Origin of the sequence: Aequorivita antarctica, from assembly GCF_007997155.1 — a bacterium.
Lineage (GTDB): Bacteria > Bacteroidota > Bacteroidia > Flavobacteriales > Flavobacteriaceae > Aequorivita > Aequorivita antarctica.
This window is the reverse complement of record NZ_VORT01000001.1, coordinates 157,321-172,289: the sequence shown is the minus strand read 5'-3', so window position 1 is coordinate 172,289 and position 14,969 is coordinate 157,321. Positions and strand designations below refer to the sequence as shown.

The 14,969-nt window shown below is 37.0% G+C and carries 11 protein-coding genes; 2 read left to right on the top strand and 9 right to left on the bottom strand.

Going from position 1 to position 14,969, the window contains the following annotated elements:
* Positions 1-14: 14 nt before the first annotated feature.
* Positions 15-1,517 carry a GH3 auxin-responsive promoter family protein gene (locus ESU54_RS00800; protein ID WP_111843012.1) on the bottom strand — a complete coding sequence of 501 codons (1,503 nt, stop codon included), beginning with the start codon at positions 1,515-1,517 and terminating at the stop codon, positions 15-17.
* A gap of 6 nt (positions 1,518-1,523) precedes the next feature.
* On the bottom strand, positions 1,524-2,387 hold the full coding sequence (locus ESU54_RS00795) for a M23 family metallopeptidase (protein WP_111843013.1): 864 nt from the start codon (positions 2,385-2,387) through the stop codon (positions 1,524-1,526).
* 118 nt (positions 2,388-2,505) lie between these two features.
* On the opposite strand from ESU54_RS00795, the gene tatA reads away from it, so the two are divergent.
* A complete protein-coding gene (tatA, locus tag ESU54_RS00790; RefSeq protein ID WP_111843014.1) occupies positions 2,506-2,700 on the top strand; it encodes a twin-arginine translocase TatA/TatE family subunit in 195 nt (64 codons plus the stop codon).
* Positions 2,701-2,802: 102 nt separating this feature from the next.
* On the opposite strand, the gene ESU54_RS00785 is transcribed toward tatA, so the two are convergent.
* The 3 genes from ESU54_RS00785 to ESU54_RS00775 form a co-directional block, all read right to left on the bottom strand.
* Complete coding sequence (locus ESU54_RS00785; RefSeq protein WP_111843015.1) at positions 2,803-3,780, bottom strand: DUF4837 family protein; 978 nt, start codon at positions 3,778-3,780, stop codon at positions 2,803-2,805.
* A gap of 21 nt (positions 3,781-3,801) precedes the next feature.
* Entirely contained in the window at positions 3,802-5,364 is a 1,563-nt protein-coding gene (locus ESU54_RS00780) for a LysM peptidoglycan-binding domain-containing protein (RefSeq protein WP_111843016.1), read from the bottom strand.
* 187 nt (positions 5,365-5,551) lie between these two features.
* Complete coding sequence (locus ESU54_RS00775) at positions 5,552-6,736, bottom strand: phosphoglycerate kinase (RefSeq protein ID WP_111843017.1); 1,185 nt, start codon at positions 6,734-6,736, stop codon at positions 5,552-5,554.
* 149 nt (positions 6,737-6,885) lie between these two features.
* Between ESU54_RS00775 and ESU54_RS00770 the strand changes: the two genes are divergently transcribed.
* The gene (locus ESU54_RS00770; RefSeq protein WP_111843018.1) at positions 6,886-8,040 is read left to right on the top strand and encodes a DNA polymerase III subunit; all 1,155 of its coding nucleotides are present in this window, start codon (positions 6,886-6,888) and stop codon (positions 8,038-8,040) included.
* A 143-nt stretch (positions 8,041-8,183) separates the two neighbouring features.
* On the opposite strand, the gene ESU54_RS00765 is transcribed toward ESU54_RS00770, so the two are convergent.
* From ESU54_RS00765 to ESU54_RS00750, 4 genes are all read right to left on the bottom strand, one after another.
* Positions 8,184-9,029, bottom strand: coding sequence for a class I SAM-dependent methyltransferase (locus ESU54_RS00765; RefSeq protein ID WP_111843019.1), 846 nt, complete (start codon positions 9,027-9,029; stop codon positions 8,184-8,186).
* Between the two features lie 81 nt (positions 9,030-9,110).
* A complete protein-coding gene (gene mnmG / locus ESU54_RS00760) occupies positions 9,111-10,982 on the bottom strand; it encodes a tRNA uridine-5-carboxymethylaminomethyl(34) synthesis enzyme MnmG (RefSeq protein WP_111843020.1) in 1,872 nt (623 codons plus the stop codon).
* A gap of 111 nt (positions 10,983-11,093) precedes the next feature.
* On the bottom strand, positions 11,094-11,510 hold the full coding sequence (ybeY, locus tag ESU54_RS00755; RefSeq protein ID WP_111843021.1) for an rRNA maturation RNase YbeY: 417 nt from the start codon (positions 11,508-11,510) through the stop codon (positions 11,094-11,096).
* Positions 11,503-14,895 carry a DUF4175 family protein gene (locus ESU54_RS00750; protein ID WP_111843022.1) on the bottom strand — a complete coding sequence of 1,131 codons (3,393 nt, stop codon included), beginning with the start codon at positions 14,893-14,895 and terminating at the stop codon, positions 11,503-11,505. Before ESU54_RS00750 ends, ybeY begins: the two co-directional genes overlap by 8 nt.
* Positions 14,896-14,969 lie beyond the last annotated feature (74 nt).

The window sequence follows — 14,969 nt, the reverse complement described above, 5'->3', positions numbered from 1 at the left end:
GTGCAAAGATAACACTAATTTTGAGGTTGAATTTTGAGCAGGGTATCAGCAATTTTGCGATCGTTGGAAAGGCGTGGCACTTTATTTTGGCCACCTAGCTTACCTTCAGATTTCATGTATTGCTGAAAACTATCTTTTTTTAGTGAAGATACTTTTAAAGGTTGAAGCACTTTCCCTTCTATTAAATCTAAGTAATACGAATTTTGCTGTTGCATTTCAGCATCAAGAAATTTGGCAACTTGCTGAAGGTTTTCAGGTGCATCATCAAACTCAACAAGCCATTCGTGATACGGAAGTTCTCCTTCCGAAGGCAGAATTTGTGGGGCAACTGTGAATTCGGTAATTGAAATTTTGAATTTTGAAATTGCTTTATGCATCGCTTCTTCCACTTCTTTTCCGATAACGTGTTCTCCAAAAGCAGAAATGAAATGTTTGATTCTTCCCGAAACTATTACGCGATAGGGTTTTATTGAAGTAAATTGTACGGTATCGCCCAAGTTATAGGCCCAAAGCCCTGCGTTTGTTGAAATTATCATCACATAATTAATTCCCGTTTTCACTTCGCCAATGGTCAATCGTTTAGAATTTTCATCAAAAAAAGAGGCTGCTTCGATGAATTCATAAAAGATTCCTGAGTTTAAAAGCAACAACATTCCCTTTTCCTTTTGACTATCCTGAAAGGCGAAAAATCCTTCACTGGCTGGAAACAGTTCAATGCTATCAACTTTTCTTCCAATTAAATTTTCAAATTTGGCGCGATAAGGCTCAAAGTTTACACCGCCATAAATAAATAGATTGAAGTTTTTGAAAAGATTGCCAACCTTCTTTCCGGTATTTTTTTGAAGTTTTTCAAAATACATCTGTACCCATGAAGGAATGCCGCTGATAACAGTCATATCTTCTCCTTTGGTTTCTTCAACAACAGCATCCACTTTGGTCTCCCAGTCTTCAATGCAGTTGGTCTCCCAACTTGGTAAGCGATTTTTTTGAAGATAGGCGGGGACGTAATGTGCAACGATACCTGAAAGTCTACCTGTTTTAATTCCGTTTTTTTCCTGCATTTCTGGACTTCCTTGTAGAAAAATCATTTTGCCATCCACAAAATCAGCATTTCCAGTTTCATTTATATAACACAGAATTGCGTTTCGGGCCGCTTCTATGTGGTATGGCATGGATTCTTTGGTTAATGGTATGTATTTCGCCCCAGAAGTAGTGCCAGAAGTTTTGGCGAAATAAAGCGGTTTTCCAGGCCAAAGTATGTTTTCCTCACCCGAAACTACGCGTTCTACATAAGGCTTCAGTTCTTCGTAATCTCTTACTGGAACTTGTTTTGCGAAATCATTAAATGCATTGATCCCTTCAAAACTGTGATCTTTTCCGAAGGCTGTATTCTTCGCATTAGAGATTAAAGTTTCAAAAACTTTCTGCTGAGTTTCAATGGGGTTAGACGCCCATTTTTGAATTCGGTTTACAATAATTTTGGCAAATATTTTTGCTCCGATGGATTTTAAGGACATACGCGATTAATCAAAATCTATAAAACTGGTCGGGTTAATGGGGTATCCATCACGCCAAAGCTCAAAATGTAGGTGTGGACCAGTGGTTAATTCACCTGTATTTCCCACGGTTGCGATTACTTCGCCTGCTTTAACGATTTCTCCTTGTTCCTTGGTGAGCATTGCATTGTGTTTATAGACCGAAATTAGGCTATTGTTGTGTTTCAAAATAATAACATAACCAGTTGTGGCTGTCCATTCCGCAAAAATAACAGTGCCGTCTGCCACGGCTTTAACTGGTGAATCCTTTACTGTAACCACATCAACGGCATAATGTTTTGTTTTGGAATCATAAGGCTCGGTAATAGTTCCCCTTACAGGTGCGAACAAAGCATATTCTTGTGCTTGAGGAGCAATAAGCGGGTTGTATTTATCCTCTTTTGCCACTTCTTGGCGTAAAAGTGAATCTTTTCTGGAAGTTCTAATTAAAACTGACGGATCTGTTTTGGCGACTTCAATGATGGAATCCTTGTTAAATTCTACTGTTTTCACATCGCCTGTAAGCACTTTTTTAATTGATGTGAGGTATTGCTCATTTACGTCGAGAATCTTTTGTAGCGAATCTGTTTGATAGGCTAACTGTGTAGCTTTCTTTTTTAAAGTGGTAGATGAGTACCCGGGAATATATTCGCGAAGCGGTGTAAAGGCAATGATATAGGTAGTTGTTAAAATAAGAAATAGCGCAAAAAGGGTACTGAAAACAAATACATTCAATCTGTTAAGCTTAAAAGAAAAACGCTCTTCGAAGGTTTCTTCGTTTAAAATTACCAATCGGTATTTATGCAATAACTTCTTTTTGAACCGTTTTGCACCTTTCTCTTTCTTTATCATACTGCGCAATTACTTTTTACAAATATAAAATAAACTATAGCCATACACGCTAAAGTTACTCTCAAAACGTTGTATCTAAACATTTCTTGTTACCTTTGCGTAATTAAATTTAGAAATCATGAGCGCATTATTTATTCCCTTAGGTGTTGTTGGTCCTTGGCAAATTATATTGATTGTAGTAATTGTACTACTGCTTTTTGGCGGAAAGAAAATCCCAGAACTTATGCGCGGTTTGGGTGGCGGCCTTAAGGAATTCAAGAATGCTTCCAAAGATGACGATGCTACCGATAAAAAAATTGACGAGAACAAATAGTTCCCGTTTAATATCAAAAAAAAGAGCCTTTCAATTTTAAATTGAAAGGCTCTTTTTTTAATCATTCCAATGTTTTAAACACTGGAAGTAGTTATTTATTGATTATTCCAGCTTGGCAGTATTCAATATAGACTCCAACTCAAATTGAAGATCTCTTTTTGCTGCACTGGGAGCATAGGTAAAACCTTCTATGATTAAATAGCGATTGTTTTTTTCGTCCCTAACTGCATAATTTATAAAGGGTCCGCCCATCCAAGCACCTTTCACCTCCCATGTTCCTTTGGTTTTATACGCAAATTTTCCGTCTATTTCTGTTTTAAAAATATATGGGGCATAAGCATCTTCGGTAATAAACTGACCTTCATCTTCAACGGGCAGCAATTTGCTTCCTATGGAATCACGTATTTTTATAATATCGCCAACTGCGGTACTGTCGTTTGTAATCATAGTTAGAGGAACTTCATATACCAGAATATTGGTAGTACCGTCTTTCAAATCTTTTCGCATCCAAAAGAAACTGTCAGTGGCTTTTGCAATTCTATAAGCGCTTGGAATTTGCATACTCACGCCCATTACCTTTCTTAAGGAGTCGTTTTTCATCAATGAAATAGCGGTCCTGCGCTGTCTTTCCTTAATTTCGGAAGCGTGAAAAGATTCAATTATTTTTGCGGCATTTTTATCTATCAATGCTACAAGCTTTTCTTCTGAAGTAGCTTTTATGACTGCTCCTGCCTGTGGTTTTGCATATTCGTCTTTGGCTACGGTAACTCTGTCTTCTTCACTGAGAACCACATATAAAAAAAGCCTGTTGCTTCGGGCAAAACCCGTAAAAGCTTCTGGAGGCATTTGGTTTATTGAAAACAGCGGCTCGTCTTGGGGAAGACCATCTACAGGTGCAGCGAAATTATTTCGAATTGCTTCACCAACAATGCCATTCCATAAATCGTTAGGTATAACAATTTGAAGAGCGTTAATATTTCCTACTGAATCTGGAAGGAGGCTCTTATCTCTTTTAATGCCATCATTGCAAGAAGTGAATGCAACAAATAGCGAAAATAATACAATGTAAATGGGTCTCATTAAAAGGATGTTTTTATGGAACTATCCTTTATAAATTTTAAGTTTAGTTCCAGGCTTTAAGTTAGTACCACTAATATCGTTCCATTTTTTGATATTCTGTACCGAAACTCCAGGAAATTTTTGTGAAATGCTCCATAAAGAATCCCCATTTCGCACTGTATATGTTTTTTCTGAGGAACTACTTTGCGAAGGTGCATTGCTCGCAATATCCTGAGTGCTCTTTTTAGGGTAGATAATTAAGTTTTGACCTACTTTAACGGTATTGCTGCGCATACCATTCCAGCTTTTTATTTGGCTCACGCCCACTCCATATCTGTCGGCAATTCTACCCAAATAATCGCCACTTTTTACACGGTAGCGGATTTTTTCAGGTTGCTCATACAATTCAGGCATTGGTTTTTCCGCTTCTTGTTGCTCCTCTTGCACGAATGTATAAATAGCTTCCTCGTTGTTTACAAAAGCACCAACGGAAGTAAGCGGAAGGCGCAACATATAATTTTCATCCTTAATAACTGGAATGATACCTAATTTATAGGAAGGGTTCAAAAACTCCAATTCTTCCTTGTCAAGATTGGTAAGTTTCGCCACTTGATCCAGCGTAATTTGCTGCTTTACTTTAATAGTGTCTGTTGCAACGTAAGGGATTCTCGTACCTTGCTTTTTAAAACCATGTTCCTTCGCATATTCAAAAATGTACATAGTGGCCAAAAATGCAGGGACATAGCCTGCAGTTTCACGTGGAAGATAAGCGCGGAGGTTCCAATAATTCGTTTTTCCACCTGAACGGCGAATTGCTTTTGAAACGTTCCCTGGGCCTGAATTATAGGCTGCAAGTGCTAAATCCCAATCGTTAAAACTATTATTCAGACTTTTCAGATATTTACAAGCTGCTTCGGTAGCCATAATTGGGTCTGAACGTTCATCAACATAGGAACTTACATCTAAACCAAACATTTTGCCCGTAGGGTACATAAATTGCCATAGACCCGTAGCGCCAACCCTTGATTGTGCGCGTGGATTTAATGCCGATTCAATAACCGCCAAATATTTTAATTCTAAAGGAAGGTTGTTTTTGTCAAGTTCCTGCTCAAACAATGGGAAATAATATTCGCTCAAGCCCATCAAACGTTCAAGGGACCCTCTTCGATTTTTAAGATATTGTTTGATCACACTTTCCAAAGAAGGATTGTATTCAACTTTAAAGGGAGTGCGCGCATCGAGTTCTTTAAGGCGTTGTTTTAAAACTTCCGTAGGAAGTTCATCATAGTCAACCGCTCCATATTCTTGATTTGCAACGCTGTTATATACATCTTCAAAAAGATCCGATTTGTAAAGTTCTTTTAACCAAAGACTATCTTTTTTTCTGGCCATAGCCATGTCCTTTAAATCGAATATAACTGTGTCTTTAATGCCTTTAGCGACCATAATAGATGGCAATTCTTGAGCAATTTTAGAAACTTTTATGGAGTCAACTACTTGAACTTTTTTAGTGTTCAGCTTTTTGACATTCTTTTTACCCTGTTGGGCAAAACTCATACTGCAGGCCAGCAACAGCATAAGGGGAAGGATTTTGTTCAGTTTCATCAGCTTATTTATTGCAATTGGGGATTATGGCAAATTCGCCTGATTAATATGTTTTTTGTAGCAAATAAGGTCAATCTCTTAGGAATTGTAACGCTTTTTAAAATAAAAAATTTTATCAAAAATAAAGATTTTGCGAAACTATGCAAATTTTCAATCCAAAAGACTAATATACAGATATTTAACGTTTCTACAACAATTCTTTAATTCCAGGCAGCGTTTTCCCTTCAAGCATTTCAAGCATCGCTCCTCCGCCTGTGGACACATAACTCACCTTATCTGTCAGATTAAATTTATGTACTGCTGCCACAGAATCACCGCCGCCCACCAATGAAAATGCCCCATTCTCAGTAGCTTTAGCTATGTTTTGTCCCAAGACTTTTGTTCCCTCTGCGAACTTCTCCATTTCAAAAACGCCTACTGGGCCGTTCCACAAAATGGTTTTAGAATTGGCTAGTACCTCTGCAAAAATTTCGCTTGTTTTTGGACCTACATCAAGTCCCATCCAACCGTCTGGAATGTTGTTGGCCGCTTCAATTTTAGTATTGGCAGCCTCAGAGAAAGCATCAGCTATTACAGCATCAACGGGTAAATGGACGGAAACGTTCTTCTTTTTTGCCTCCTCCAAAATTTCAAGTGCAAGTTCTTGCTTATCTTCCTCAACCAGCGAATTTCCTATTTTTCCACCTTGGGCTTTTATAAATGTGAAAGCCATTCCACCGCCAATAATCAAATGGTCAATTTTATCAAGTATGTTTTCAATAATTGTGATTTTTGAAGAAACCTTTGCCCCGCCAATAATTGCAGTAACAGGCTTTTCGCTGTTCTCCAATACTTTTTTTACATTCTCAATTTCAGAAGCAAGCAGTAATCCGAAGCATTTATTTTCAGGGAAAAATTGAGCTATAATAGACGTTGAAGCGTGTGCGCGATGGGCTGTGCCAAAGGCGTCATTCACATAAACATCTCCAAGTTTCGATAATTTCTCGGCAAAATTGCGGTCGCCTTTTGTTTCCTCTTCATAATAACGAAGATTTTCCAGTAAAAGGATTTCACCGGATTTCAAATTTTCAACCGCTTCAGCAACTTTTGGCCCAATACAGTCATCAACAAACTTCACTTGTACACCAAGTACTTCAGACAGCGGTTTCACAATATGTTGTAATGAATATTCCGCTTCTCTGTTTTTTGGTCTTCCTAGGTGCGACATCAAGATACAGCTTCCGCCATCTTCCAAAATTTTCAAAATAGTGGGTTTGGCAGCGCGTATACGCGTATTGTCGGTTACATTGAAATCGTCATCCAACGGGACGTTAAAATCTACCCGGATTAATGCTTTTTTGTCTTTAAAATCTATATCGTTTACAGTTTTCATCTTCTGAAATTTATTCGTGCAAATATACTTCTTTTGAGATTTATTAGCCTCTGTGTTTTAAAGACATTAAATCGTCATTTCAGCAAAATTCCATAAAACCCTTCAAAATTTCGGCATCCGAAAAACCGTAAAATTGTTTAGATTTGCGAATGGATTTTTCAGAAGTAATAGGCCAAAAACACTTAAAAACGCACCTTTCTAAAACTATAGAAAATGGTCGTATCCCTCACGCCCAGATATTTTCTGGAGTTAACGGCAGTGGTTTGTTGCCAATGGCCATTGCCTACGCTTCTGAACTGTTGTGTAACCAATATGAGAAAGGAAGCCCTGAATATACTTCCTGCAAAAGCAAGGTTTCCAAATTAGCCCATCCAGATTTGCACTTCGTTTACCCCGTAAACACGAGTGATGATATAAAAAAGAATGCTGTGTCAGATAATTATGCAGAAGGGTGGCGCAGTTTTGTGTTGAACAATCCGTATGCCTCACTTTTTGAATGGTTGCAGAGCATTGGCATAGAAAAAAAACAAGGAAACATAAGCAAATTCGAAGCTGAAAATATTTCAAAAAAATTATCGCTTAAAGCTTATGAGGGCGGTTACAAAGTGATGATCATTTGGATGGCCGACAATATGAACAGTGAATGTGCCAATAAAATCCTGAAATTGGTAGAAGAACCCACAGACAAAACAGTGCTGCTTTTGTTGACCGAAAAGGAGCAACAAATAATCACAACCATACGTTCACGTTGTCAAAAAATAACTTTTCCATTGCTTTCCGAAGCCGATATTGCAGAAAGTTTGATTAAAAACCTTCAATTAAAAGAAACATTGGCGCTTCAAACTGCTCGGAGATCTCGGGGTGATTACAACAAAGCGTTACAATTACTAGAGGAAACGGGCGAAGATGAAGTCTTTGAGAAATGGTTCATCAGTTGGGTACGGACTGCTTTTAGGGCAAAAGGAAATAAAGGGGCAATCAATAATTTACTGGATTGGAGCGACGAACTTGCCAAACAAGGGCGCGAAACACAAAAGAAATTTCTATCGTACTGTATAGAAGTTTTTAGGCAAGCACTTTTGAAAAATTACAAAGTCGACACACTTTTGTTTTTTGAAACGAAAGACGAAACTTTCTCGCTTCGAAAATTTGCGCCTTTTGTGCATCAAAATAATATTTTTGAAATCAACTCGGCTTTGGAAGATGCTTCTTACCACATTGAACGAAACGGGAATGCCAAAATTATTTTTACAGACCTTTCCATAAAACTCACACGACTTATTCACAAACCCGAATTGGTATAAATATTTTCTATTCCTTAAAACTTTAAATAGACAGTATTTATTGAAATCGTAGTGATTATTAGCTTTTTTTAGGGCGAAACTATCAAAAGACAGCCAAGTCTTCCGTTTTGAGGAAAAAATAGCTTAAAAGTGCTAAAATTCCCTTATTTGGTTTTTCTGAAGCAATACATGTGTGAAGAATACTCTTTTGTGCTTTTTGCTTTTAAATTTGAAATAAGCCCAATCCAAATTCCCTTTAACGAAAATTTATTTCCTGTTTTGTATTTTTCTGAAAGAAGACTCACATAAAACGAATCAAAAATCATCGGCCTTATTTGTTGAAGTTCGAAATATTCGGAAAAAAGACTTTTGATAGACTTTTTTGAAAAATGCCAAAGATGTCGGGGCGCATCAAAAGCGGCCCAATATTTTCCATAATAGTTCGCGTCAAAACTTTTGAAGTTTGGGACAGCAATAATTAATACACCATTGGTTTTTACCAAATTTGACAATTGCAAAATTGTTTTCTCTAAATTAGGGATGTGTTCCAAAACATGCCAAAGAGTAACAACATCAAATTGTTTCCCTTCTAATTCGCTTAAAGATGAATTTAGTTCAATGCCCTTTTCAAAAGCTAATTTAGCAGCGCTTTTATTGGGTTCCATTCCGTAAACTTGCCAACCCTTTTCTTTTGCAGCTTTTAAAAAATCTCCGGTCCCTGCACCAACATCAAGCAAAGACCCAACTTCTTTATTCTGTTCTATAATCAATTTAATTTTTTTCTGAAGGGACCGCTTTTTAACCAATTGGTATAGTTTGGAAAACAAACCACGCTTTTCATCTGTGTGTGAAATGTAGTCTTGGCTCTCGTAATATTTTGAAAGTTCTTCAGGATTTGGTTGAGGATAGGTTTTCAGAAAATCTATATCGGAGTCATAAACCAAGTCAAAGTTTTCTCCGGAAACCAGATAATCCTTTACTGATAAATATATATTTTTATGATTTTGCAAGAAAGAAATTTTGATTTATTAAAGAGATTTAATTGACACCTACACTTAGCGCCGTAAAATGTTCCACGTGAAACAATGACGTTAACGTCCCATATACACCAAGAGTACCGAAACATCGTTAGGAGAAACACCACTTATTCTTGATGCTTGTGAAATGGTCGCAGGTTTAATTTTTGTGAGCTTTTCACGTGCTTCATAAGAAAGTGATTTCAATTTTGAATAATCAAAAGAAGCTGGAATTTTTAAACCTTCTAGCCTATCTAATTTGTCAGCATTGTTCTTTTCCTTTTCAATATAGCCTGAATATTTAACTTGGATTTCGGCTTGCTCAATCATTTCAGTATCCAAGTTGTTTACTTCTATATAATTTTTTACGGAAGAAATATTTTTCATATCCTCCATCGTCACTTCAGGCCGTGAAAAGAATTTAAACATTTTGTCGCTTTGTTCTACCAAGGCAGATTCACGTGCTGAAAATATTGGATTAATCTCCTCTGGAGCTGCGCTAGTTTCTTTAAAAAAAGTAACGAAGGCTTCAGACTTATTTCTTTTAAGTTCCATTTTTCGCATACGTACATCTCCAGCCAAACCAATTGCGTGAGATTTCGGAGTCAAACGAAAATCCGCATTGTCTTGACGCAACAGGGTTCTATATTCTGCGCGGGAAGTAAACATTCGGTAGGGTTCTTCTGTTCCTTTTGTGATTAGGTCATCAATCAAAACACCTATATACGCTTCATTTCTTTGGAGAATAAATGATTCCTTCTCATGAACTTTTAAATGTGCATTAATACCTGCCATCAATCCTTGTGAAGCTGCCTCTTCATAACCAGTTGTCCCATTTATCTGTCCTGCAAAATAGAGACCTGAAACCAACTTGGTTTCCAAAGTATGCCTCAATTGTGTTGGTGGAAAATAATCGTATTCAATAGCATAACCAGGACGGAAAAATTTTACGTTTTCAAAACCTGCAACTTGGCGCAATGCTTTAAACTGAATATCTTCAGGCAAAGAAGTTGAAAAACCATTGATGTAATACTCTACAGTATCCCATCCCTCCGGTTCTACAAAAAGCTGGTGTCTATCCTTATCTGCGAAACGGTTTATTTTGTCTTCTATGGATGGGCAATATCTTGGACCTATACTTTTAATAGAACCATTAAACATTGGCGATCTGTCAAAACCTTCTCGTAAAATATCGTGAACCTCCAAACTGGTATAGCTCATATGGCAAGACCGTTGTTGCTTTAAAGGTTTGGTTTCATCAGAATATGAAAACTTCTCTGGAATTTCATCTCCCGGTTGTTCAACCATTTTTGAAAAATCCAAAGAACGTCCATCAACTCTTGGGGGTGTTCCGGTCTTCATTCTACCTGCCTCAAAACCTAAATCAATTAAATCTTTGGTTATTCCTGTTGAAGCTTTTTCACCAGCACGTCCACCTCCAAATTGCTTATCGCCAATATGTATCAACCCATTTAAAAAAGTGCCATTTGTAAGCACTACACTTTTTCCTTTTATCTCCAAACCAAGTGAAGTTCTTACGCCAATTATCCTTCCGTTTTCAACGATAATGCCAGAAATCATTTCCTGATAAAAATCAAGGTTCGGAGTTTGCTCAAGTTTCAATCTCCAAGTTTCTGCAAAACGCATTCGGTCACTTTGAACTCTTGGGCTCCACATGGCAGGACCCTTAGATTTATTGAGCATTTTAAACTGAATTGCTGTTTTGTCTGAAACAATTCCGCTATATCCGCCTATTGCATCAATCTCTCGAACTATTTGTCCTTTGGCAATTCCTCCCATCGCGGGATTACAGCTCATTTGGGCAATTGTTTGCAAATTCATTGTAACCAATAAGGTTTTTGACCCTAGGTTCGCAGCTGCCGCAGCCGCTTCAGAACCTGCGTGACCAGCTCCAACTACAATTACATCATACTCTTTTGGAAACATAAATTATATTAATTGTTCCACGTGGAACATTTGTGTTTTTAATTTTTTTTAAGGGGTGCGAAATTACAATAAATAACTAATTTTAAAGCAATTAAGTTGGTGAAAATTAAACTAATGAATAGAGAGCCTATCAAGCGATTCGTCTTCCTTTTCTCGCATTGCATTTTCCTCTGAATCACTTTTATCTGTATAGCCACAAAAGTGAAGGATGCCATGAATCATTACTCGGTGTAATTCATCTTCAAAATTTGTTTTGAAATCATTGGCATTCTCAGCAACGCGTTCAATGGAAATATAAATTTCGCCGTTCACTTGTTTTCCAACTTTGTAATCAAAACTAATTATATCAGTTAATGTATCGTGGTTCAGAAATTCAACATTCAGTTTGTACAAATATTCATCATCACAAAAAACATATAGTACTTCACCAACTTCATATCCTTCGGAAATTATGATTTCTGAAATCCATTTTTGTAGTTCTGCTACGTTATTTAATTCAAAATCCGTCTCAAAATTAAACTCAATCATTGCTCTCTTTAAAATATTCCTGAACCTTGTTTTTGTAATCTTGGCGCAAAGGTAAGGCCTCGCGATTTAAAATTTCAGTAGTGTTGAAGTATTTTTTTATGTCCTCTGGGGAAAGCTGGGTTTTATTCTGAAAATCCTTTTTATTTGTTTGTGATTCCCTTCGGGTTTCCTGCCCTTGTTCAAGATCGGCCTTATCTAATTTTAATAACTCGTATTTAAGGTTGAGCATTTGCTGAAGTGTATTTTGATTAAAGCCTTTATCCAATAACTGCTGCTCTATACCTTCCATTTTCTTTAATAAATTTCCGCCATTTCCATTTAATCCTTCTTTGCTCAATCTATCCTGAAGTTGGTTTCTCAATTCTTGCTGTTGTTTGTATATTTCGAAAATCTCACCGTTTATATCTTCACTACTGCCATTACCTTCTTTATCTCCTCCTTTTTCATTTCCATTCTGGCCATCCCTTCCGTTCTCACCATTTTGTCCATTTCCATCACCACTTCCATCACCTTCTCCTTCTCCTTTTCCTTCACCCTCCCCTTTTTTGCCTTTCTTTCCTTTCTTCATTCCTTCTTTCATTTTTTCGCCTAGGCCCTCTTGCTTCTCAATAATATCAGGTAATTGGAATTCACCTTCACCTGAGCCAGGCATTGGCTTACCCTTTCCAGATCCAGAACCCATAGCCATAGCCATAGACATTTGCATATTGCTCAAAATATCACTCAACAATACTGCTAAATCATTTGCTCCTGTAATCGTATATTGTTGATTACCAATACCTTGCCTTGTTTCATTCTGAGCCAATCGTTCCAATGATTTATCAATATTATATTGAATTTCAGTTAGAGAGGTATTTATTTGTGATCCAATCATTGGTTGGCGGAGCGATAGTGCAAATATACTGTCGTCTATATGCTCAAAATTTGTTTTAAGGTCGTTTTGAATGTTCAGTTTCTTTCCGAAAACAGGATTGCCATATTCAATTTTTTTGAAAGTCTCCATCAAATCCTCTTGTTGAAATGAAAAAACAACCAAGTTATCTACAATCTGACGAAGCATTTTCACGTCCTCTTCTATGGTTTCCATCTGTCCAGACTGCATCTGCATTTTCATGCTTTTGCTCATCTGCTTCATCTTTTGACCAGCCTTTTTTTGATTTTTCCCAGCCTCGCTAGGTTTTTGTTCTTCAAGTTTATCTGTGGCCTTTTGCTGTTCTTCATCAATCTGTTGCTCGGTGGGTTTATCTTCCGGAATATCCATAGGTTTTTTTAAACCTTCGTTTTCCTTTTGGAGTTCGTCCATCTGCTTTTTGTACTCTTCAAACTTTTCGTTTAGTTCCTCTTGGGCTTCTTTAGTATTTTCGTCTTCAGATTCGTCTGCAAGTTTTTCTTGTTCCTCTCCCAATTCGTATAGCTCCTCAGCAAGTTTTTCGGCTTTCTTTTCTACGTAATATCTTTTGGTCAACTCTAATAACTGTTCCAAGTTCTTTTCTTGGTTCTTGTTCTGTTTTGAAAGTTTTTCAAGTTTGTCGGTCAGTTCCTCTTTTTGGATTTTATCTTGTAATTTTTCAAGTTCATCCAACAATTTTTCATTCTCCTTCAACCTTTCCTCATTTTCGTCCAAGCGTTTTTTAAGTTCTTCTTTAAATGGATCTTTTTCTATGTTTTCTGGTTGAAAATTCTCAAGTTCTTCTTTCATTTCCTTTGAAAAATTCTTCATCATTTCCTCCTGCTTTTGCTGACGTTGAATGAAGTTTTCAAGTTTCTTTTTGTCTTTGTAATTAAGTTCGTTCTTTTCCTTTTGGGTTCGTGAAAGTTCTTCCAGCGTTTGCTTTCTGTCCTTTAAATCTTCTAAAGATTTATCCAATCCTTTTATGGCGTTTTGCTGGTTTTGAAGTTGCTCATCTTCCAATTCATCCTTTGTAAGTTTTCTAAAGGAATAGATCCCCGATTTTGAAGATTTAAAATTGTGAATGGCATCGTTATCAAAAACCTCAAAATAGTATTCATACGAAACACCTTCTTCCAAAGAAAGATTACCCGGAAAAGTGTAGGTAAATTGATCAAAATTGGTTTTGTTTAGTGGTAAAGCCTGCATTTTAGCTTGCTTTTCATCACCTTCGGGAAAATAGACCAATCTCAATTTTGTAAGCCCGTAATCATCTGAAATCTGCCCTAAAAAGAAAAACCGCTGACCGTTTGTACTATCCTGTTTTGACTGGACATCTATTTCAGGGAACTGGTCTTTCACTACGTTCAATGTAAATGCAAGGTTTTCATAATCCTTCAGTTTTTCATTGGAGGTGGTTATCGCATAATCCAGCTTATTATAGACACCTTTTTCAAAATTGAAGTTTTCACCTTTGGCTTTAAAAGAAAAAGTTGTATCAGAAGTTTTTAAGGCAACTGCATTTGTGTTTTTTGTTGCCACGTTCCATTTAACGCGAGTTCCTTCAGGGATAGTTGCGTTTCCTGTGCTTTTCAAGGTTTCATCTCTCTTTCCGGTATAGGAAGGATAATTCAAAACCATTTCGAAATTAAGCAGCGATGGTGTTTTTACAACATCCAACATATATTCTCGTGAAGTAACTTTATTAGCCTTTAGGTTGAAATCAATGGATTCCAAAGGTTGTTGAAAAGTATATTCAAACAAACCAGGAGCGGTCTGCTGCATATAATAAGTTTCACCACTGTAATTGATGCTGGCATTTTCGGGAATCGCAGTTCCCTGCGCACGGACTTTTAAAATGAAAGGTTTGTTTTCAATAGCGTTCAAATCCTCATTCATCACAATGAAAGCGAAGGGTGCGGGCGGTTCAAAAGCCGTGTCGTAATGCACCACGCGTTTGTAGCTACTTGAAAAAATATCCATTCCACCTAAAACACTAAACAGTACAAACACCAAAACAGGAATAGCTGCGTATTTTAAATATTTGGCATTCTTTTTAAAATTTACAGCACTTTTGAAGGGAACAGGTTGCAGCTCTGTTGCTTTTTGGTCGATGCTAGCGGCAAGCAATTCACTTTCGCGTTGATTTTGGTTCAGTTGAATAACATTCAACAACTTATCACTAACCTGTGGAAAATGGTTCCCAATTATTTTTGAAGCTTCTTCGTAATCTATCCCCTTTTGAAGTTTGAAAAGTTTTGCAAGTGGAAAGGCAATAAACCGAACAAATAAACCTACTTCAACAATTACAAACGCCCAAAACAGTAAGCGTCTTCCTAGTGGATTAAGCCATAGAAAGTACTCTACGAGCAATGTTATCAACAAATACAGCAGCCCAATGGCGAAAAAAAGGATAGCTCCTTTTATAAGCTCATTGGTGTAGTATTTCTTTATAAATTCCTCCAGTTTTTGCTGGATGATGTTGAAAGTGCTCATAATTCTATTCCTCTTTGTAGCAAACTTCTAAAATACAATAATATTTTGTGCTGAGCACGCAGCAAAGATTGCTC

Bases quoted from the DNA above. Each gene is read 5' to 3' on its own strand.
- ESU54_RS00795 (WP_111843013.1), bottom strand. From the start codon at position 2,387: ATGATAAAGAAAGAGAAAGGTGCAAAACGGTTCAAAAAGAAGTTATTG.
- ESU54_RS00775 (WP_111843017.1), bottom strand. From the start codon at position 6,736: ATGAAAACTGTAAACGATATAGATTTTAAAGACAAAAAAGCATTAATC.
- ESU54_RS00780 (WP_111843016.1), bottom strand. From the start codon at position 5,364: ATGAAACTGAACAAAATCCTTCCCCTTATGCTGTTGCTGGCCTGCAGT.
- ESU54_RS00800 (WP_111843012.1), bottom strand. From the start codon at position 1,517: ATGTCCTTAAAATCCATCGGAGCAAAAATATTTGCCAAAATTATTGTA.
- tatA (WP_111843014.1), top strand. From the start codon at position 2,506: ATGAGCGCATTATTTATTCCCTTAGGTGTTGTTGGTCCTTGGCAAATT.
- ESU54_RS00770 (WP_111843018.1), top strand. From the start codon at position 6,886: ATGGATTTTTCAGAAGTAATAGGCCAAAAACACTTAAAAACGCACCTT.
- ESU54_RS00785 (WP_111843015.1), bottom strand. From the start codon at position 3,780: ATGAGACCCATTTACATTGTATTATTTTCGCTATTTGTTGCATTCACT.
- mnmG (WP_111843020.1), bottom strand. From the start codon at position 10,982: ATGTTTCCAAAAGAGTATGATGTAATTGTAGTTGGAGCTGGTCACGCA.
- ybeY (WP_111843021.1), bottom strand. From the start codon at position 11,510: ATGATTGAGTTTAATTTTGAGACGGATTTTGAATTAAATAACGTAGCA.
- ESU54_RS00750 (WP_111843022.1), bottom strand. From the start codon at position 14,895: ATGAGCACTTTCAACATCATCCAGCAAAAACTGGAGGAATTTATAAAG.